Below are 19,607 nucleotides of genomic sequence, written 5' to 3'. Positions count from 1 at the left end.
GCCGGGAGGCGTGGGGGGGGGGGGGCGCCGCGCCCCCCCCCCCCCCCCCCCCCCCCCCCCCCCCCCCCCACCCGCACCGACCATGCCACGTTTGCCTTACCCCTCAATAACCCCACTTGCCACTCACGACTCCACGGAAAACCGGTCATGCAAGCATCAAACGGACATTCGGCCACCAGAAGCGATCCTATGTGGACAGTCAAGGTGCGGCAGGGTGCCTTCGGCGCCGGTGCCTCGCGCCGAAGGCACCCTGCTCGTGGTCTCGCCACTCACGACGCTGTCGATCAAGTGACGACGCGCACCGTGCCCAGCTCGGGATCCGCGGCGTCGTAGATGAACATGCCCGTCCGGACGCCGGTGCGGAGATACTCGACGATCGCGCCGGTGAACACCTCACCGGGAGCGATCGCCGGAACCCCAGGCGGATAAGGGCTGATCATCTCCGCGCTGACGCGTCCCTCGGCCTTGTCCAGCGGCACGTGCTCGGCCTCGGCGAAGAACGCGTCGCGGGGCAGCATCCGCATTTCCAGCTCCAGCTCCGCCCCGGAGGGCAGGTCGACCGGCGGCCGTCGCTCGAAGTCATGGTCCGTCAGCTCCCGCAAGCCGTGCAGCAGGGCCGAAACGGTGTCCTCGTCGTCGGCGTGGGTGATCTGCACCGCGATCCGCCGGTGATCGGACAACCCCGTGTGCAGATGGCGTTCGGCGAGGTGGTCGGCCGCCTGGTAGCCGGTGATGCCGAGCCCGGCGACGTCGACCACGATCTTGAGGGGGTCGTGTTCGAAGGCCAGCGGGTGGAATTCGTCCGCCATGGCGTGCAGACCGGACATGCCTTCGATCTCTTCGCGGACTCGGGCGGCCAGCGACAGCGCCCTGCTCAACAGTTCTCCGCCGTGTTCGGCCATCTGCCTGCGCCAGCCGTCGAGCGAGGCGAACAGCAGGGCGGAAGTGCTCGTGGTGCCCAGCAGGTCTTCCCTGGACTTCAGCAGATCCGGGGAGATCCGGTCGCCCCGCAGATGGAACACCGACGCCTGTTCGAGGCCGCCGCCCATCTTGTGCGTGCTCGTGACGCACAGATCGGCCTCCCCGTCCATCGCCCAGGTCGGCAGGTCGTCGTGAAACGGGTAGTGCGCGCCCCACGCCTCGTCGACGATCAGCGGCTTGTCCGCGGCGTGCAGAACACGCGCGACGCCCCGGATGTCGGCGCAGGTGCCGTAGTCGGTCGGCGTGATCAGCAACATGCCTTTGACATCAGGGGCTTCCGCAAGCGCGGCCTCGGCCTCTTCGGGGCCAGGAGGATGCGCCAGATGAAGAGCTTCGTCGTACCGGGGGCGGACCCAGACCGGGTGCACGCCGCTGATCACCAGACCGGCTACGACCGATTTGTGAGCGTTGCGGGACACCAGCAGCCGTTCGCCGGGGCCGGCGACGGCGAGCATGGCGCTCTTGACCGAGAGTGAACTTCCGCAGGTGGAGAAGAAAGTGTGCTCCGCGTCCACGGCGTCGGCCATCAGCTCCTGTGCCCGGCTGAGGACGCCGCGTGACATCCGGCGGTCGTCCAAACCGTTGAGGGTGAGCAGATCCGACGCGAACGCGTCGTGGCCGAGCAGGTCCAGGACGCGCGGATCCGCACCACGGCCTTGTTTGTGCCCCGGTGGAGTGAAGGCCAGCCCGCCCACGCGGCGGTAGGACTCGATGGCTTCCAGCACCGGTGCGCGCGAGTGGTCCATCCTGCCCCCGATCAGCGGCCGAGCGCGTTCTGCAGTTCCTTCTTGGTCATGCTGGACCGGCCTTTGATGTTGCGCTTCTTCGCCTCGTTGTAGAGCTGGTCCTTGGTCGGCCCGCCGGGACCCTGCCGGTTGCCGGACCGTTTCCCGCCGCGCTTCTGCGGCGAGGTGTCCTTGGTCGAACTCTTGCTCGCCGTCTTCGATTCACCCGATTGCGCGCGGTTCTTGTTGACCGTGCGCGCCGCGATCTCCTCGGCGCGGCCGGTGCTCGCGCCGCGTTTCTTCTGCGACGACTTGATGTGCTCGTACTGACGTTCGCGTTTGTCGCTCCAGCTCTGCTCAGGCACGGCTCCTCCTTCGTCGTGAACCGCGATTACCCCCTCGGACGGCCGGTGAATCGAAAGATCACCCATCCAGGTGCGGGCCGATGTTTGCGCCGGCTACTTTCCGGGTATCAGTCCGGTAACGAACGGATCCTGTAGTCCACAAGGGACGGAGGTTACTTCGATGAGCGCGCCGTTCCTCATGGAAGGCGTAGACCGGCCCGTCTCAACGGAGCCGGTGCTGCCCGCCCCTCGGGACCGCCGGGCGCGGCGGAAGGACGACTACGCGCATTGCCTTCCCTGGTTCGACGAGCTGGCGGCGTTGCCCGACGGCCATCCGGACCGGCGGCGGGTGCGTGACCGCCTGATCCTCGAACTGCTGCCGATCGCCGAGCACATCGCCGTCCGGTTCAGCGGACGGGGCCAGCCGCGGGAAGACCTGATCCAGGTGGCGCGGATCGGCCTGATGAAGGCCGTCGACCGGTTCGATCCCGGACAGGGCGGGGATTTCCTGGCGTACGCGGTGCCGACCGTCATGGGCGAGGTGCGGCGGTTCTTCCGCGACACCGGCTGGGCGGTGCACGTCCCGCGCGGGATGCAGGAACTGCGCACCCGGCTTACGCGGGCGACCACGGAACTGACCCAGACGCTCGGCCGCGCGCCGACCCCCTCCGAACTCGCCGAGCGGCTCGACGTGGACGTCGACACCGTCCGGGAAGGCCTGCTCGCCGCGAACAGCTACCAGACTTCGTCCCTGGACCGGCCGGTCAACGACGGCGAGAGCTCGCTTCCCCTGGCCGATGTGATGGGGGAACTGGATTCCCGGTTCGAGCACATCGAGGATCGGCACACCGTGCTCCCGCTGCTCCGGCGGCTGCCGGAACGGGAGCGGGCGATCGTCGCGATGCGGTTCTTCGACGGGATGACCCAGTCGCAGATCGCCGAGCGCGTCGGTATCTCCCAGATGCACGTTTCCCGCCTGCTCGCGAAGATCCTGCAGGATCTGCGGGGCAGGCTCAGCGCCTGAACAGCCTCCCGAGCCCCGGGCGGACCGGTGGGGTGCCCAGCGCGCGCAGGGCATCCCAGAGAGTGACCGCGGTGGCCGTCAGCACGGGTTTGCCGAGGCTGGTTTCGAGGTCTTCCAGCAGCGGTGTCGTGTGCAGGGCCGTTTCGGGAATCAGTAGCGCTTCGGCCTCGTCGTGGTCGGCCGCGGCCGCCAGTTCGGCGATGCGGTGGCGATCCCACGTCGCGAGGGCTCGATCCGAAGGCGCGTCGGCGGAGACCGTGTGAACGGTGACGACTCCCGCCTCCGCAAGGAAATCGGCGAAAGTCGCGGTCGTGTCGCGGTGATAGACCGAGGCGAGTGCCACTCGGCCGGCCCGCAGGTGGGTCAGCGCGGTGAGGTACGCCAACGACGTACTGCGTGCGGGAACGCCGAGCCGTTCGCCGAGCACGCTCGCCTGTTCGCGCGCGCCGTCGAGGCCGCGTGTGAAACTGCAGCTGGAGCACGCCCAGCTGACCACATCCGGCGTCTTGTCGAACCGTGCGGCGGCCGAGAGCCTGTCCGGCTCCCCGAGTTCACGGACGGCTTCGTGTTTCCCGGCCGGATCGAGTTCGTCGACCCGGCCGATCTTCTCGCCCCACGGGACGTAGGCGAAGTCCACGGCGAGGGCGGGATCCAGTTTTCCCGCCAGGGCGAGGAAATCGTCCTCGCCGCAATCCCGCGTCGGGTACAGCAGGCCGATCCGGGGCACGGCTCACTCCTTCCAGGTCGACGCCCTTCGGAAGTACCCGACGCGAGCCGCGGCTACTCGTTCACGGCGGGCAGGGCGCCGAACTCCGGCGGGGTGAGCTGCCCGACGCTGTGGTCGTCCTCGCGAACGGCCCGGACGAAACGCACGACCTCGGCGGGCCGCGGGGTGCCGGATTTCCCGCCCAGATAGCGGAGGACGATGAGGTCCTCGCCGGAATGGGTCTCGATCGCCACGGCCCAGCCGTGGGCTTCGTCCCACAGCAGGGCGACGTCGCGCTCCGGATGGGTGGCGAGCCGTTCGTCGAGCGCGACATACGCCGAGACCGGGTCGTCGAGGTCGACGGTGCAGGATTCGAGGCCGATGCCGAGCGCCTCGGTGACTTCGGCGAGATAGCCCCACACGGCGTCACGGGTGTGCGGGGAGTGGACACGCATGGTGAGCAACGAGGACTTCCCTCCCTTCCCCGGTCTCGTCCGGTGCGGGCACCGACGGCCCGCACCGGACGAGACACTCAGGCCTGGATCTCCTTGCGGTCGGACGTCGTACCGGTGATCTCGATGCGCCGCGGCTTGGCCTTCTCGGCGATGGGGATGCGCAGGGTCAGCACGCCGGCTTCGTATCCGGCGGAGATGTGGTCGGTGTCGAGGGCGTCGCCGAGGAACAGCTGGCGGGAGAAGACACCGAGCGGGCGTTCGGAAACCTGCATCTGGACGTCGTTGCCGGGCGCGGGCCGCCGCTCCGCCTTGACCGTCAGGACGTTGCGTTCGACGTCCAGCTCGATGGCGTCCGCGGCCACACCGGGAAGGTCGAAGCAGACGACGAACTCGTCGCCCTCGCGGTAGGCGTCCATCGGCATGGTGGCCGGCTTGGACCAGGTCCCCGGGGTCGCGGTGCCGAACATCTGCTGGGTCAGCCGGTCGAACTCGCGGAACGGGTCGGTGCGCATCAACATCGGGTTCCACCTCCTGGGTTCGTTGTCTCTGGTGTCAACACGCACTACTGTTCTAACATGTCATCGAAACGATGACAACCGCCGAGTCGTCGAGAGGATGACATGAGGGACGAAGACCCCGCCCGGACAGTGCGTGCCGTGCGCGATGTCGTGGCTGAGGCACGCTCCGGCGTTTCGGAACCGGAACGGCTCCTGGCGGCTTTGGTGGCGCTGAAAGAGGTGCGGGAACAGCTGGCCGCGTGGGAGCCGGAGCTGATCGCGGCGGCTCGCGCGGGCGGGACCAGCTGGACCGCGCTCGCCCCGGCGTTGGGGGTCGCGAGCCGTCAGGCGGCGGAGCGGCGATTCCTGCGGCTGCGGCCGTCCGACGGCGGTGAGAGCACGGGTGAGGCGCGGGTAGACGCGGAACGTGACCGGCGGGCGGGTGACCGCGCGGTCGCCGAGTGGGCGCGGCGCAATTCGGCGATCCTGCGGCAGCTCGCCGGTCAGGCGGGCGCGCTGCCCGGGTTGAACGCCAAGGCCAGGGAGAGCGCCGACAGGCTGAGCGCCGTGCTCGGCGAGGACGACGTCACCGGGCTCCTCGCCCCGCTGGCCGACCTGCGCGCCCATCTGCCCCGCGAGCACACCGGATTCGCCGAACGGCTCGGGGAGATCGGCATGCACACCGAGCAGGTCCGGCGGGACGCCGTCGACGACCGGCGGGATCGCCAATCTTCACGGTGACGCGGGTGTGAAACCGGTGTGGCGCGGGTATCCGCCGCTGTCCGCCGAGCAACCGGGAGGTCTTTCCGATGCTGGTCCGACCCGATACCCCGCCGGCCGACGTCGTCGGGCTGGCGCTGAAAGTGCTTGCCGCGCAAGGACTGCGCGGGGAGGCCGCCCGTGCGGCCCTCGAGGCGATGGCGCGGGAACGGGGCCTGCCGGTCAAACGGTGCGCCGCGCTCATCGTGGCGGCCGTCGATGGCCGGGTGAACTGACCTCTCACCGAGTCCGTGAAGGCCTCCTTGAGGGACCCAAAGTCCCTCAAGGAGGCCTTCACGGACTTGAGCCGGGACCAGCGGCCAGTGTCTACTGGCAGGCTTCGCAGTCCGGGTCGTCGATGCGGCAGGCGGCGCCGTCGGTCAGCGGGAAGTCGAAATCGTCGAGCGCGGGGACGGCCAGAGCGGTCTCTTCCGGCGTGGCGGTGGCGGACATGTCTCTCCCTCGGTATGGAACGGGTCTTACTTCTCTGTAGCGCTGAAGATCGCCGGTCATTCCGTGACCCGCGCCACAGCGGCTCAGGCCGTCCGGAACAGCGTCTCCGCGTCGTCCACCGCTTTCGCGAGGGCGCCGGGATCCGCGCGCAAACCGGCGAGGATCGTGTCGATCTCGCGCAATCCCGCGCGCCCCAGCAGCCGTTTCTCGTTGGTGACCCACTCGCCGCGGGCCGCGAGAACCGCGTGCGCCGTCTCCATGGCGGCGGTGGCCAGCGCGCCCGCGACCTCCGTGGCCTGCCCGCGGGGGACGAAGGCGCCGCGGGTGTAGCGCAGCGTCAGTTCGGCGCGGCCCCGCCACATCCCCGGAGCCGTCTCCCGCAACGCTTCCGGGTAGTCCGGCCGGGGCAAGTCGCCGCGCAGCACGCGGTTGACCGCGAGTTCCGCGACGGGCAGGTAGCTCGGGACACCCGCGAGGTGGAACATCAGCGGCTCCCAATGGAACCGGCCCTGCCGTGCTTCGGCGAGATGGTGTTCGACGGCGTCGAGATCGCGGTAGTGGACGTCGACCTGCCTGCCGTCGATCGTGAGCCAGGCGCCGCCGTTGAACACACCGCCGCCCCAGGCGCCGATCTCGGAGACCTCGCCGTCCCAGCCGACGGAGCGCAGGTCGGCCGGATCGAAGCCGCCGCGGTAGTAGACGGCGAAATCCCAGTCGCTGCCGGGACCGTGGGTGTCCTGGGCGCGGGATCCGCCGAGGGTGACGGCGTGCACGGCGGGCAGTGCGGCGAGGCTGTCGGCCACGTGGGCAAGGAAGGTGTCGTCGTTCATGGCGTGAAGATCGTAAGGCCGTGCCCCGCGTGGGAGCGACATGTTTTGAGCGCGCGAGCCCGTATCCGCGCCCGTACGCTCGAACGATGACCACGATCCCGGGAAGATTCCGCGCCCCGCTGGCGTTCCTTCCGTTCCTCGCGGCGGTCGCGGTGGTGGCGGTCGTCGGCGGGCTCGCCGCGGCCGACGCTCGCTCTGTCTACAGTGGACTGGAACTGCCGTCGTTCGCGCCGCCCAGTTGGCTCTTCGGTCCGGTGTGGACGGTCCTGTATCTCGCGATCGCGGCGTCGGGCTGGCTGTACTGGAAATCCGGCGGCGAACGTCGGGCCCTGGCCTGGTACGCCGGACAACTGGTCCTGAACGCCGCTTGGACGCCGCTGTTCTTCGCGGCGGGCGCGTACGGCGTCGCATTGGCGGACATCGTCCTGCTCGACGTCGCGGTCGTCGTCACCGCGCTGTACTTCCGCCGGTCGTCCCGGGCCTCGGCCGCGTTGCTGGTGCCGTACCTCGCCTGGACGCTGTACGCGACCGCGCTCACCGCCGCGATCGTCGTGCTCAACTGATCCCGATCGGCAGCGTGGCGGCCACTCCCTTGGCGTGCCTGCCGTCGAGCCGGTCCAGCGTGATCCCGCCCCGGCGGGCGGCGAGTTCCAGGTCCCGCACCGCGTGGTCCACCGCGTGTGCCCCCGCGGCCGCGATCCGGATCGCGGCGCTGACGCGGGGTTCGGTCTCGGCGGCGCTCCGGCGCGCGGTCACGGCGAGGGTCACCGCGGATCCGGGAGCGGCGGCGAGCAGGCGGCGCGACAGATCCCCCGCGAGCGCCGGTGGGAGCGCGTCCCAGCCGTCGAGGCGGAAGGTCGCCTGGCAGATCGGCCCGCTGTGCCAGAACCGCCAGTCCTCGCGGATCCGCGCCCGGCCCGCCGTCACGTGCGCCAGCGACGCGAGCGTGCCGAGGACCTCGTTTTCGGTGAGTGCCTGCACCGGCAGGCCGCCGCGGCGAAGCTGCCGCCGCACGCGCCGGACCGTGTTCCCGAGTGCCTGCCGCATATCGGCGTCGTGGTGGACGTCGACGGTGCGCAGGGCCTGCAGCGCGACCCAGCCCCGCGGCGGCCGGGAGCGGTCGGCGCCGATGTGGTGGATGACCTGTGCGGCGACGTCCAAGCTCTGCTCGAGCGACGGCGGCAGCAACGACAGCGGCGACGGCATCGGCTGCTCTCGGGCGGCGGATTTCGGTTGCAGCACAGCGGTGACCCCGTCGGCGCGGCTGACCATGAACACCGTCTCGTCGCCGATCTCGCCGGTGATCCCCGTCGCCTCCGGCGAAAGCAGGTGCAGCAGCGCCCGGCCCGCCTCGCCCGCGTTGCGGAGATCCCGGTCGCGGTCGCGGGTCAGGTAACCCGACGCCGAACCGAGCCACGCGTAGAGCCAGCGTCCGCGAATCCGCACGGCGGTCAGCGCGAGGACCACCACGGCGGCGGTGACCACCGCGGCCGCCAGCGGCCAGGGCCGCCCCGCCACCAGGACGAGCGCGACGAGGACGAGTTGCCAGCAGACGATCTGCGCCACCCCGATCCCGCCGAACCGGCCGGGCCGCCGTCCTCGTGCGGGCGACGGCGGATTCGGCTGCGGCGGACCGGACATCGGGGCGGGAACGGGCGTCGCGGCGGACCATCGCGGCCGCTGCTCCGCCTGCCGAGCCGCGGTGAGCGCGGCCAGCGCCGCCTCCCGTGCGGCGGCCCGCGCGGCGGGCGCGGCGTAGGCGAGCGGATCGGCTACGGGCTGGGCCCGCGGTACGGCCGGGGCGGCTTGGGGAAGCGGCGGAGGCGGTACGGGGTACCGCCCGTCCGTCCTCGCCGCGCCGAGATCGGTCATCTTCCTGCCTCCTCGAACCGGGTCGTCTCAGCGTGCCCGGCGAACATGAGGTTTCGATGACACGGCGTCCGCGAGCCCGAGACAGGCTGTTTCATCGAAATTTCATGGTGGCTCTCTAGCTTGATCGCGTGAACACCGACGAGCGGGGCACGAAGCGGTTCAGCGTGGTCGCCAGGACGAGAATGGCCGTGGCGCTGGTGGTCGCGGGCTGCCTGGCGCTCGTCGGCCTGGCCGTGACCGGACAGGCGGCGACCCCGGAACGGCTGGAATTCGTCCAGGTCGGCCACTGGGTCTACAACGACGCCGCCCAGTCCGCGTTCCACGTCGACGGCTCGACGAACCGCGTCGACGCGCGCGCGGACGTGCCCGGCGCGAACGGCAGCCAGGTCGCGCAGGGGGACGGTTCCGGTTACGTGGTCGAGCGGAACCGCATCACGGAGTTCGACAAGGCGACCTTGAGCGTGGCCGAGTCGTTGCCGCCGCCCGCGCCGGAAACGCCGTTCGTGATGGAGATCGCGGGCGGTCCGTACCTGGTCTACCGCAACGCCGGGCAGATCGTGCGCCTCGGCGACCCGGCCGCGACGGTGCCCGCAGGGGGGCCACTGTCCCGGCCGGTCGCGACCACCGACGGAACGGTGTGGGCGCACCGCGTCGACAACGGCGCGATCTGCGATCTGCCCAAGGGCGCCGCCGTGATGACCTGCCCCGCGCAGCTCCCGCCCGGGCACGGGGGCGGGCTCACGCTGGTCGGCGACCGTCCGGTCGTGCTCGACACCACCGGCGACAGCCTCCACCGGGTCGGCCCGGACGGGCTCGGGGAAGCCCTTCCGCTCGGCATCAAGCTCTCGCCGTCGGCACAGGTCGCGAACAGCGCCGTCGGCGACCGGCTGGCCATCGCCGACCCCGAGCGCAACCAGCTCCACCTCATCGACATCAGCGGCCTCGACCAGGATCACCCTTCCGCGAAGCCGATTTCGGTCGAGCTGACCAAGGGCAGCCGGTTCAACGGCCCGCTCTCGTCCTCGAACGTCGTCGCCATGGTCGACGAGACCCGCGGTGAGGTGCTGACCTACGACGCCGACGGCAAGCTCAAGTCCACCGCGAAGGTGCCCGGTCAGGGCACCCCGCCGAGGCTGGCGAAGGGCGAGGACAACCGGATCTACGTCGACAGTTCCGACGGCTCGCACGTGCTGGTCGTCAACGGTGACGACGGCACGGTGGTCGACGTCGATGTCGACAAGGCGGCCAACACCCAGACGGCCGGCGCGCCGTCGGCCGATCCGGAACCGTCCGGCGAGCAGCCCGCGCCGCCGCAGCGGCAGGAGGCGCCGCCGAACACCCAGCAGGCGCCCCCGCCGGTGGCGAAGGCGACTCCGCCCGGCGCGCCGAGGAAGGTGAGCGCGAGCTCGGGTGACGGCTCGATCAAGGTCTCGTGGAGTCCGGCGGCCGACAACGGCGCGCGGATCACCGCCTACCGGGTGACCTGGACCGGCGGTTCGACCCGGGTGGACGGCTCGTCCCGGGGGACGACGATTTCCGGGCTGACCAACGGAACCCCGTACGTGGTCACCGTGATCGCGGAGAACTCGGCGGGCATCGGGGCCGGCGCCAGCGCCAAGGCGGTCATCCCGGGACCCGCGAACCGGCCCGCCGGGGCACCGGCCGTCACCGCGAACGCCACCGCCGACGGCAAGGTTTCGGTGAGCTGGACCCAGCCCGACCTCCGCGGCGGCACGCTGGTGCACTACCTGGTGAGCGTGACGGGCAAGGGCCAGCGCACGGTTTCGGCCACGTCCGCGGAGTTCACCGGGGTCACCGGCACCGCGACCGTCACGGTCCGCGCGGTGACGAAGTTCGGTTCGGGGGCCACGCTCAACGGCGCCACCGGCAGCCGGAAGGTCACCGTGCCGGTGCCGTCGGATCCGCCGACGATCACCATCACGGGTGTCCGGGTGGGAACCGGCCTGATCGTCGACGTCACGGCCAACGGCAAGGGCGCGCCGGCGACCTGCCAGGCGGAGTTCAACGGCGCCCGCTCGGCCTCGAAGGCCTGCTCCGGCGCCACCAGCCTGCCCATCAACAACGTGGTCTATTTCGGCGCCATCACGGTGACGGCCACCATCAAGACGTCCGGGGGGACAGGCACGGACAGCTGGACCGGCGTGCCCAGCGCGGGCGGCGGTGCCCCGGGAGGTGGCGGCGCCCCCGGTGGCTCGCTGATCTGGCTCGGGCCGATCGCGATGGTCGGCCTGCGCCGACGAAAGGAAAAGGAACTTCTGTGACGCTCACACCCAGGGTCGCCTTCGAGCAGATCGCCGAGAACGTGCAATCGGTGGTGCGCGGCAAACCGGAGGTCGTCCGGCTCACCGTGGCGGCGCTCTTCGCCGAAGGGCACCTGCTGATGGAGGACGTGCCCGGCGTCGGGAAGACGACGATCGCGCGCTGTGTCGCCGCCAGCATCGGCGGCCGGTGGAGCCGGATCCAGTTCACCCCCGACCTGCTGCCCGGCGACATCACCGGCGTGATGGTCTACCACCAGAACAACGAACGCTTCCAGTTCCACCCCGGCGGCATCTTCGCCAACGTGGTGCTGGCGGACGAGATCAACCGTGGCACGCCCAAGACACAGGCCGCGCTGCTGGAGGTGATGGCCGAACGCCGGGTCACCGTCGATTCGGTCGGCCAGGCGGTGCCGAGGCCGTTCCTCGTGGTGGCCACGCAGAACCCGATCGAGCTGGAGGGCACCTACCGGCTGCCCGAGGCGCAGCTCGACCGGTTCCTCATGCGGATTTCGGTCGGCTACCCGGATCTGGAATCCGAGATGCGGGTCGTGATGGGGGATTGCGCCGGGGTGACGCCGGACGAACTGAAGCCGGTGCTGAGCATCGCCGACGTCCAGTCGGTCATCGACGAGGTCCGGAAATCCCATCTGGCACCGGAGATCGTCAACTACGCGGTCCGGCTGGCCGCGGCGAGCCGATCGCATCCCGACGTCCGCTACGGCGCGAGCCCGCGCGGCAGCATCGCGCTGATCCGGGCGGCACAAGGGCTCGCGGCCACGTTCGGCCGCGATTTCGTCACCCCGGACGACGTCAAGGACGTCGCGCATCCGGTGCTCGACCACCGGCTCGTGCTGACCCCCGACGCCGAACTCAACCAGCGGCGGACCGCCGACATCGTCGACGAACTCCTGGGCGCGACGGCCGCTCCCATGGCCGCGATGGGGAGGTAGGCGTGCGGCTCACCCGCCGCGGCGTCATCGTGCTGGCCTTCGCCGCCGGGTTCTACGTACTCGGCGAACTGGCCGGGTACACGTTTTTCCGTGCCTTCGCGGGGATCGCGGCCGGCGCGGTGCTGATCGCGCTGGCCACCACCAGGTTCCGGCCGAAGGTGGAGATCGGCCGCACCGTCCAGCCGGACCGGGTCGAACGCGGGAAGCCCGCGCTGGCCTCGCTCGTCGTGCGCAACACCGGCGCGCGACGGCATGGCGGTTTCGCCGCGGCCGACGGCATCGGCGGCGAAACGCACGGCCTGCGGGTCCGCCCGCTCGCTCCCGGTGCCGAAGCGACGTACCACTACGAACTTCCGACGACGAAACGCGGGAAACTCCGGGTCGGCCCGCTCGTCGTGCACCGCCCGGACCTGTTCGACCTCGCGCGCGGCGACCAGACCGTCGGGAGCTCCGCGTGGTTGTGGGTGCACCCGCGACGGCACGCGGTGCGCGCGGCGCAGGCCGGACATCCGCGGCACCACCACGAAGGCCCGATCACCGATCCGCCGCTGCGCGGTTCGGCGGATCTGCGCGCGGTGCGGGAGTACGTCGTCGGCGACGAGGTCCGGCATCTGCACTGGAAGGCGACCGCCAGGACCGGACGGCTCATGGTGCGCGAGTACGCCGATCCCGCCCAGCCCCGGTTCACCGCCGTGCTCGACACGCGGCCCGCGTCGATGAGCCCGGCCGTTTTCGAAGAAGCCGTCGAGGTGGCGGCCTCCCTGTTCTACGCGTCGGCGTCGGCGGGGCAGCATTGCCGCTTCATCACCGCCGCGGGCGCGGACACGCCGACCGACAGCGGCGTGCGCGCCGCGAGGACACTGCTGGACGAACTCGCGCTCGTCACCCAGGACGCGGCGGACGACGCGCCGCTGCTGCCGTCGGCGCTGGCCGCCGCCGAACGCCCCGGCGGAGTGCTGGTGCTGATCACCGGCCCCGACGCCGATCTCGGTCACGCCGCCCGCTGGCGGCCCGACACCGTGGTCCGGCTCGGCGATCTCAGGCCGTCTGCGGGCTCCAGGGGCCTGATCGTCGCGGTCGACGCCGCCGGTGCCGCCGCACAGTGGAATTCCTTGGTGGCGAAGGCATGAGCGACCGATTCGACCGGATCGCGGTCGCCGCGCTGCTCGGCGCGACGGGGGTCGCCGGGCTGCTGTTCGCGCCCGTGTTCGGCTGGGCGGCGCTGCTCGTCCCGGTGCTCGTGGTCGTCGTCGTCGCGTACGGCTGCGTCGAACTGACCGCGAAGTTCCCCAAGCTGACCGCCTACCGGCCACTGCTCGTCGCGCTGCTCGGGCTGCTCGGCCTGATCGAGACCGTGCTGACGTCGACCACGCTCGCCTTCCTGCCGACCGGCGCTTCGGTGCAGGGGCTGGCGCGCGGCCTCACCGAAGGTTGGCGGCTCACGCTGCAGTCCACTTGGCCCGCGCGGCCGGTCCCCGAGCAGCTGCTGTTCGTCCCGCTGTCGGTGCTGCTCGCCGCCGTGCTCGGCGTGGAACTGTTGCTGCGCCTCAAGAAGCCGCTCGTGGCGCTCGTGCCCAGCCTGGCCGTCGCCGGGCTCGCCCAGGCGTATCAGGCGCTGACGGGGATCGTCGCGGTGGCGGCGGCGTTGGGGTACGCGCTGCCCGCCGGGCTCCTGCTGTGGTCGGGCCGCCGGGTCCGGTCGGTGAGCCGGGCCCCCGGCGGACCCCGGTTCTCCTGGCGGGTGACCGGTTCGGCGATCTGGCCCGCACTGTCCACTGTGGTCGCTCTCGTCGCCGGGGCGGCCGTGCTCGCCGCGCTCGACCCGGCCGGCCGCGATCCGTTGACGCTCAAGGACACCCAGGCCGCGCCACCACCGAGGAGCCGGCTCGGCAACCCGCTGGACGAGATCGCCCAGCGGCTCATCCGGCCGGGCGAGGAGGTGTTCCGCTACCGCGGTGACACCCCGGTCGACCAGTGGCGCCTGATCGTGCTGAACGGTTTCGACGGCGCGAACTGGCTGTCCGACTCCCGGCTCCGCCGGCTCGGCGCGGGTCTCGACGGCGCTCCTGGCGGCGCGGGAGGCACCGCCGAACTGAAGGTGCGCGGGCTTTCGGGGCCCTGGCTGCCGAGCCATCAGGATCTGACCGGTGTGGACGGTCTGACGCCGTTGGTCGACCAGTCCGCGGGCACCCTGATGCTGGAAACGCCGTCGACGGGCCCGGAACGGAACTACCGGCTCAGCTGGTCTTCACCCGAGATCGATCTCGGTTCCGGGGAGATCGACGCGCGTGCGCCGGGCGGGCTCGGCGGGCTCGGCACGGTGCCGCCCGACGTCGAGAAGGTGGCGAAGGACGCCGTGCGCGATCTGCGCCCGACGTTCCAGTCCGCGTTGCAGCTGGAACGCTTCCTCAGCACGAACTATCAGGTCGCGACGGGTACCGAGGAGCTGCCGACCGGGCATGGCTGGCCGCAGCTGAGGCATTTCCTGCTGGAGAGCAAGCGGGGGACGAGCGAGCAGTTCGCCGCCGCGTACGTCGTCCTGGCGCGGATGAGCGGTATCCCGGCCCGGCTCGTCGTCGGGTTCCGGGGTTCGGCCGAGACCGACGGCGGGATGCACGTCGTCCGCAACCGCGATGTCCTGGCGTGGCCCGAGGTCGCGGTCGCCGGTGCGGGCTGGGTGGCACTCGACCCGACCGCCGCGGCGGGCAAGGCGGAGCGGAGCCAGGCCGGCCCCGGCAAGGCGGTCGCCCGCGCGAGGGCCCAGCTGCCCGCCGAACAGCAACTGCGGCCGCCCCAGCTCCCGCCGGGCACGCCGTCGGACTCCGCCGAGGACCAGAGCGCCGACGCGGGAATGAGCTGGGGGTGGCCGGCGCTCGTCGCCGCGATCGTCCTTTTCGGACTCCTGTGGCTCTTCGGGGTTCCGGCGGCGAAGGTCGTTCGTGCCCGGCGGCGGCGTCGCCGATCCGGTGCCGAAGGCGTGCTCGGTGCGTGGGACGAGATCCGCGACCGGTTGCGCGCGCACGGCGTGCCGTTCCGGATCGGGATGACCCCGCGCGATCTCGCCGAATCGGCCGGATCGCTTGCCGGGGAAGGGATCCGCGAGCCGGTCGCCCGGCTGGCGAAGGTGCTGGACGTGACGCTGTGGTCCGGGGTACCGGTGGGGGACGGTGCCGTCCGGAGGGCGTGGCAGGAGGTCGGCGAGGTGCGCCGGGGGCTGGCCACCAGACCGTTCGCGGCTCGGGTGCTGGCGGCACTCGAGCCGCGGACCCTGGTGCCGATCAAGGGCCGTGAAGAGGGCTGAAGGGAGCTTTCCCCGCATGCCATGCGAGGAAAGCTCCCTTCGGCTCACGGGTTGCAGCGGGCGCCGCGGATCGAGACCGGCTCGGTGGTGTAGATGTGGCGGCCGTCGGTCGCCCTGAGCTGGAAGCAGTACCGGCGCGCCGGGTCGACGGGGACGTCCAGGCTGCGCTGACGGTGGGCGATGAGCTGTTTCGTCTCGAGCCGCTCGCCCGCCATGATCACGACGAAGTCCAGCTCGCCCTCCGCGGTCCAGCTCAGCTGCACGTGATCGCTCTGGTCCTGCGGCGGCGCGAGCGCCAGCTTGACGTCCGGCGCCGGCGCGGAAGCCGGTGCGGGGGAAGGGATCGCGGCCGCCACCGGGACGGCCTGCCCGCCGATCTCCGCCGGGCCGAGGACCAGCGGCAGCACCGCCAGCCCGGCGGCGAGCACCCCGGCGCCCGCCAGCGCGATGGGCTTCCACGGTAGTCCGCGCTCGGTTTTGAGCGGGCCGCTGAACTCCCGGATCAGGGTGCGGCCGCCCGGCGCCGGCGCCTGCGTCACCTGGACCGGCGGCGCCGGGGCCGCGTGGACCGGGGCGGCGGGCCGGTGAACTTCGGCGAAGTCGTCGAATTCGACCTCGGGCTCTTCTTCTTCGGTTGGCACGTCGGAGGAATCGCCGGTGACGACCTCGCCGCCCGGCCGGCTCAGCTTCGTGAACAACCGTGCCAGCGACGCGACGTCCTGTGGCCGATCGGCCGGTTCCTTGGCCAGCAAGCGCAGGATCGTGGCGGATAGTTCCCTCGGGACGGCCGGATCCTGGATCGGCGCGACCGGTTCTCGCAGCACCTGGAGGATCCGCTCGCCGGGCTGCTGCCCGGTGTGGCGGGGAAACGGCGGTGTCCCGGTCAACGCGACGTACAGCACCGCGCCGAGTCCATAAAGGTCGGACGCGGGGGAAAGCGTGTCGTCGCGCAGGGTTTCCGGGGCGGTGTACTCGACCGCGTACATCGGGTCGCGCGGGAATCGCCGCCGCAGGGCCACACCGAAGTCGGCGAGCACGAACTCGCCGGTGGCGCGGTACAACACGTTGTGCGGGCTCACTCCGCCGTGCAGGACGTCCGCGCCGTGCGCCGCGGCGAGTGCCGACGCGATCGCGGCGCCGAGGGCGAGCACGTCGGGAACACCCAGCCGGGTACCGGAATCCAGTACCCCGGCGAGTGAACCCGGGCACAGTTCGCGGCGGACACCGGACCGGCCGTCGGGATGGGTCAGGACGTCGTCGATCGGCAGGATCGAGCGCGTCGAGCGCACGGCGGCCAGCGCCTTCCGCTCGCGTTCGAGCCACGCGGAGGTCTCGCGGTCGAAGGTGCCTGGGAACATCTTGATCGCGAAGTCGTTGCCCGTGGCGGGATCCCTGCCCGCGTACACGGTCGCGATGGGGCCCTGGGCGAGCAGCCCTGTCTCGATGCTCATGACCCCATTGTCGCGCAAGAAGTCCGGATCCGGAGTACTTTCCCCGCGGCAGGTTCCTGCCGCCGGTGCCCGGCGGGCCGGTCGCTGGCCGACCCTTTTCCCATGCAGACTGCCGGCCTGGTCAGGGTCACCATCACCACTCCGCACCGGCGCATCGACATGGCGCTGCCGGAACACGCGTCCGTCGCCGAAATCCTCCCCGGCCTGCTCGCGCGGGCGGGCGAGGGAATGGCGGACGACGGTGTCGCCGGCGGCGGCTGGCAGTTGCGCCGCGCCGACGGGACCGCCTTCGATCTGGACCGGACGCTGGGCGCGCACCGGGTCCGGGACGGGGAGATCCTCCATCTGACGCCGCGCCGCGCCGAATGGCCGGAGCCCGAGTACGACGACCTCGTGGACGCGATCGCCACCGGTTCCGGTCGCACCGGCAAGGCCTGGGGGCCGCGGCACACGCGGCAGACCGGGCTGGCCGTCGGCGCGGTGGCGATGTCCTTCGGTCTGCTCGCGGTGCTGCGCGCCGGTCCGCCGTGGACGGCACCGGCGTCGTGGGCGCTGGCGGTCTCGGCGCTGCTGCTGGCCGCGGGTGTCCTGCTCGCGCGGGCTTTGCGCGACGCCGGGGCCGGGGCGGTGCTCGCCGCCGTCGCGCTCCCGTTCGCCTTCGCCGGCGGCGGTCTGCTGCTGGCGGGAGACGACCCGATCGGCGCGCTGTCCGCCGGGCACCTGTTGCTGGCGAGCGCGGCGCTGCTGCTCGCGGCCGTCGTCGGGCACCTGGGGGTGACCGCCGCGCCCGCCCTGTTCGCGGGGGCCGCCACCGTCGGCCTGCTCGGGGTGCTCGGCGGCTGGCTGGCCACCTTCGACGATCTCGCGGGCTACCGGTCTGCGGCGGTGATCGGCGGCGGGGTGCTCGTGCTCTCGACCACGTTCGCGCCGCTGGCGCTGCGGCTCGGCCGGGTGCCGATGCCGGTGCTGCCGCGGTCGACCGCGGATCTGGTCCGCGACGATCCCCAGCCGCCGCTGGACCTCGTGCACGCCGCCGTCGCCAGGGCGGACGCGCTGCTGACCGGGATGCTGGGCGGGGCGGCGATCGTCGCCATGTACTGCCAAGTGCAGCTGATCTCGAGCGACAGCGAGGCCGCGGTCGTCCTCGTCGCCCTGCTCGCGGCCGGATTCCTGGTGCGGGCACGGCTGTACCCGATCCTGCGGCAACGGTCGCCGATCCTGGTGACCGGGATCTTCGGCGCCGGTTGCCTGCTGGCGGGCCCGCTCATGGCGGACCGCTCACTGCTGCTCGTTTTGGCCGGGCCGCTCTCCTTGGCGGTGGCGGCGGGCGTGATCGCCGCCGGTGTCGTGCTGAGCACCCGCGCCGCCAACCCTTATCTCGGCAGGATCGCCGAGTACTTCGAGATCCTGGTGACGATCGCCGTCGTCCCGGTGGCGTGCTCGGTGCTCGGCCTGTACGGCTACGTGCGCGGACTGGGGGGCTGAAACCATGGCGTCCAAACGGGATCAGCTGCAGGCGTACCAATTCCTGGTGCAGCGCGCGATCTCCGCGCTCGTGACCAGGGAGACCGACCCGGAGCAGCCGCCGTTCCGCCGTCCGTCCGGCGCCGCTTTCGCCGGTGTCGCACTGGCGATCGTGGCGCTGGCGTGCGTCGGGGTCTACGGGATGATCGTGCCCGGCGGGAACAACGCCTGGCGCAAGAACGCCGCCGTCATCGTGGAGAAGGAGAGCGGGACCCGCTACGTCTACCTGGACGAACGGCTGCATCCCGTCGCGAACTACGCGTCCGCGCTGCTGCTGCTCGGCGAACACGGCACCACGGAACGGGTTTCGCGCGAATCGCTCGCCGGAGTCCCGCGAGGCCCCCGGATCGGTATCGCCGACGCGCCGGACTCGTTGCCCGGTCCCGAAAAACTGCTCACCGGGTCCTGGTCGCTGTGCTCCGCGCCCGCGAGCGACCTGGCCGGCAGCCGGATCGAGGAATCGGTACTGCTGGCGGGTGCGTCGCCGTCCGGCGGCGCGGAACTGGGGGACCAGGCGCTGCTGGTGGAATCGACGTCGACGGGCGACCGGTTCGTCGTGTGGCGCGGGCACCGGCACAAGATCGACGACTACGGCGCCGTCGGTACCGGTCTCGCCCTCACCGCCGAACCGTGGGCGCGGGCAGGCCGGGCGTGGCTCGACGTGCTCCCGGAAGGCGCGCCGATCGGCCCGCTGCCGGTGGCGGCGGCGGGCGAGGTGTCCACCGCGGTGCCGGGCCGGACCGACATCCGGAACGGCATGCTGCTGATGGTGCAGACCTCCGGCGGCGGACAGCAGCACTACCTGGCCGAACGGGACGCCCTGCGGCCGATCACCGAGCTGCAGTACGACGTCCAGCGCGCCAGCGCCCAGATGCTCGCCGCTTATCCCGGTACCGAACCGAAAACCGTGCCGCTGCCGCCTTCGCTGGCGACGATGTCCCGGCAACTGGACCCAATCCAGGCCGAAGCGGGCGCCGCACCCGCCACGCGCCCGGCCATCGCGCGCCTGCGCGACCAGGACACCACCGTGTGCGCGTCCTTCGCCGACGGTTCCGCGGCCCCTTCGCTGACCGTCGCCCCCTCGATGCCGCCCGCGGACCCGATGTCCACCACCGCCCGCCGGACCGCCTCCGGGACCCCGCTCGCGGACCGCGTCCACGTGCCGCCCGGCAGCGCGATCCTGGTCGAGGCGATGCCCTCCCCTTCCGCGGCCGTGGGAACGCTCACCGTCGTGACCGACATGGGGCGCCGATATCCGCTGGCTTCACCCGATGTGCTGAAGATGCTCGGGTACCCGTCTGCGCGTCCGGTGCGGCTGCCCGCCGGTCTGGTGGCGCGGCTGCCGGAGGGACCGAGCCTCGATCCCGCCGCCGCCAGGAGGCAAACGCTGGGCGGCTGACCCGGCCGGGGACGTGCACGAATCAGAGGGGCCCGGCCGATGCCGGACCCCTCT

General features: G+C 71.7%; 19 protein-coding genes. 10 read left to right on the top strand and 9 right to left on the bottom strand.

Translation table 11 applies throughout. The features are described from left to right. Positions 1-284 precede the first annotated feature (284 nt). Positions 285-1,727, bottom strand: coding sequence for an aminotransferase class I/II-fold pyridoxal phosphate-dependent enzyme (locus ACIRGA_RS16630; protein WP_400941867.1), 1,443 nt, complete (start codon positions 1,725-1,727; stop codon positions 285-287). An 11-nt stretch (positions 1,728-1,738) separates the two neighbouring features. After that, positions 1,739-2,071, bottom strand: coding sequence for a plasmid stabilization protein (locus ACIRGA_RS16625; RefSeq protein WP_400941865.1), 333 nt, complete (start codon positions 2,069-2,071; stop codon positions 1,739-1,741). Between the two features lie 160 nt (positions 2,072-2,231). On the opposite strand from ACIRGA_RS16625, the gene ACIRGA_RS16620 reads away from it, so the two are divergent. After that, positions 2,232-3,074 (top strand): SigB/SigF/SigG family RNA polymerase sigma factor, encoded by an 843-nt coding sequence (locus tag ACIRGA_RS16620; protein ID WP_400941863.1) that lies wholly within the window; start codon positions 2,232-2,234, stop codon positions 3,072-3,074. Here the strand turns inward: ACIRGA_RS16620 and ACIRGA_RS16615 are convergent. The 3 genes from ACIRGA_RS16615 to ACIRGA_RS16605 form a co-directional block, all read right to left on the bottom strand. Then, positions 3,064-3,801: a decarboxylase gene (locus tag ACIRGA_RS16615; protein WP_400941860.1), complete on the bottom strand. Its 738-nt coding sequence runs from the start codon at positions 3,799-3,801 to the stop codon at positions 3,064-3,066. The two genes, ACIRGA_RS16620 and ACIRGA_RS16615, sit on opposite strands and share 11 nt — an antisense overlap. Positions 3,802-3,854: 53 nt before the next feature. After that, on the bottom strand, positions 3,855-4,235 hold the full coding sequence (locus tag ACIRGA_RS16610) for a DUF6292 family protein (RefSeq protein WP_400942005.1): 381 nt from the start codon (positions 4,233-4,235) through the stop codon (positions 3,855-3,857). A 77-nt stretch (positions 4,236-4,312) separates the two neighbouring features. Beyond that, a complete protein-coding gene (locus ACIRGA_RS16605; protein WP_400941857.1) occupies positions 4,313-4,753 on the bottom strand; it encodes an Hsp20/alpha crystallin family protein in 441 nt (146 codons plus the stop codon). A 102-nt stretch (positions 4,754-4,855) separates the two neighbouring features. On the opposite strand from ACIRGA_RS16605, the gene ACIRGA_RS16600 reads away from it, so the two are divergent. Together ACIRGA_RS16600 and ACIRGA_RS16595 are read left to right on the top strand one after the other, a co-directional pair. Beyond that, positions 4,856-5,473: an HSP18 transcriptional regulator gene (locus ACIRGA_RS16600; RefSeq protein WP_400941856.1), complete on the top strand. Its 618-nt coding sequence runs from the start codon at positions 4,856-4,858 to the stop codon at positions 5,471-5,473. Positions 5,474-5,541: 68 nt separating this feature from the next. Further along, positions 5,542-5,727, top strand: a complete 186-nt coding sequence (locus ACIRGA_RS16595; RefSeq protein WP_400941855.1) for a hypothetical protein — start codon at positions 5,542-5,544, stop codon at positions 5,725-5,727. A gap of 91 nt (positions 5,728-5,818) precedes the next feature. Here ACIRGA_RS16595 and ACIRGA_RS16590 read toward each other — a convergent pair whose 3' ends face one another. Both ACIRGA_RS16590 and ACIRGA_RS16585 read right to left on the bottom strand, forming a co-directional pair. Next, positions 5,819-5,944 carry a hypothetical protein gene (locus ACIRGA_RS16590; protein ID WP_007031507.1) on the bottom strand — a complete coding sequence of 42 codons (126 nt, stop codon included), beginning with the start codon at positions 5,942-5,944 and terminating at the stop codon, positions 5,819-5,821. 83 nt (positions 5,945-6,027) lie between these two features. Then, positions 6,028-6,774 carry a nucleotidyltransferase domain-containing protein gene (locus ACIRGA_RS16585; RefSeq protein ID WP_400941853.1) on the bottom strand — a complete coding sequence of 249 codons (747 nt, stop codon included), beginning with the start codon at positions 6,772-6,774 and terminating at the stop codon, positions 6,028-6,030. An 86-nt stretch (positions 6,775-6,860) separates the two neighbouring features. Between ACIRGA_RS16585 and ACIRGA_RS16580 the strand changes: the two genes are divergently transcribed. Continuing rightward, on the top strand, positions 6,861-7,337 hold the full coding sequence (locus ACIRGA_RS16580) for a TspO/MBR family protein (protein WP_400941850.1): 477 nt from the start codon (positions 6,861-6,863) through the stop codon (positions 7,335-7,337). Here the strand turns inward: ACIRGA_RS16580 and ACIRGA_RS16575 are convergent. Further along, positions 7,330-8,646, bottom strand: coding sequence for a type VII secretion protein EccE (locus tag ACIRGA_RS16575; protein WP_400941847.1), 1,317 nt, complete (start codon positions 8,644-8,646; stop codon positions 7,330-7,332). The two genes, ACIRGA_RS16580 and ACIRGA_RS16575, sit on opposite strands and share 8 nt — an antisense overlap. 128 nt (positions 8,647-8,774) lie before the next feature. On the opposite strand from ACIRGA_RS16575, the gene ACIRGA_RS16570 reads away from it, so the two are divergent. From ACIRGA_RS16570 to ACIRGA_RS16555, 4 genes are read left to right on the top strand one after another with little or no spacing between them, the layout of a single operon-like run. After that, entirely contained in the window at positions 8,775-10,928 is a 2,154-nt protein-coding gene (locus ACIRGA_RS16570; RefSeq protein WP_400941845.1) for a fibronectin type III domain-containing protein, read from the top strand. Next, complete coding sequence (locus ACIRGA_RS16565) at positions 10,925-11,878, top strand: MoxR family ATPase (protein WP_038509449.1); 954 nt, start codon at positions 10,925-10,927, stop codon at positions 11,876-11,878. Before ACIRGA_RS16570 ends, ACIRGA_RS16565 begins: the two co-directional genes overlap by 4 nt. Before the next feature lie 2 nt (positions 11,879-11,880). Next, positions 11,881-13,008 carry a DUF58 domain-containing protein gene (locus tag ACIRGA_RS16560; RefSeq protein WP_400941842.1) on the top strand — a complete coding sequence of 376 codons (1,128 nt, stop codon included), beginning with the start codon at positions 11,881-11,883 and terminating at the stop codon, positions 13,006-13,008. After that, the gene (locus ACIRGA_RS16555) at positions 13,005-15,179 is read left to right on the top strand and encodes a DUF3488 and DUF4129 domain-containing transglutaminase family protein (protein WP_400941840.1); all 2,175 of its coding nucleotides are present in this window, start codon (positions 13,005-13,007) and stop codon (positions 15,177-15,179) included. The genes ACIRGA_RS16560 and ACIRGA_RS16555 overlap by 4 nt, the downstream gene beginning before the upstream one ends. A gap of 44 nt (positions 15,180-15,223) precedes the next feature. On the opposite strand, the gene ACIRGA_RS16550 is transcribed toward ACIRGA_RS16555, so the two are convergent. Beyond that, positions 15,224-16,630 (bottom strand): serine/threonine protein kinase, encoded by a 1,407-nt coding sequence (locus ACIRGA_RS16550; RefSeq protein WP_400941837.1) that lies wholly within the window; start codon positions 16,628-16,630, stop codon positions 15,224-15,226. 102 nt (positions 16,631-16,732) lie between these two features. Between ACIRGA_RS16550 and eccD the strand changes: the two genes are divergently transcribed. After that, positions 16,733-18,115: a type VII secretion integral membrane protein EccD gene (eccD, locus tag ACIRGA_RS16545; protein WP_400941834.1), complete on the top strand. Its 1,383-nt coding sequence runs from the start codon at positions 16,733-16,735 to the stop codon at positions 18,113-18,115. A gap of 4 nt (positions 18,116-18,119) precedes the next feature. Further along, on the top strand, positions 18,120-19,553 hold the full coding sequence (eccB, locus tag ACIRGA_RS16540; protein WP_400941832.1) for a type VII secretion protein EccB: 1,434 nt from the start codon (positions 18,120-18,122) through the stop codon (positions 19,551-19,553). Positions 19,554-19,607: the final 54 nt, after the last annotated feature.

The organism is Amycolatopsis sp. NPDC102389 (genome assembly GCF_044765885.1).
Classification (GTDB): domain Bacteria; phylum Actinomycetota; class Actinomycetes; order Mycobacteriales; family Pseudonocardiaceae; genus Amycolatopsis.
This window is presented reverse-complemented; position numbering and strand designations above follow the sequence as displayed.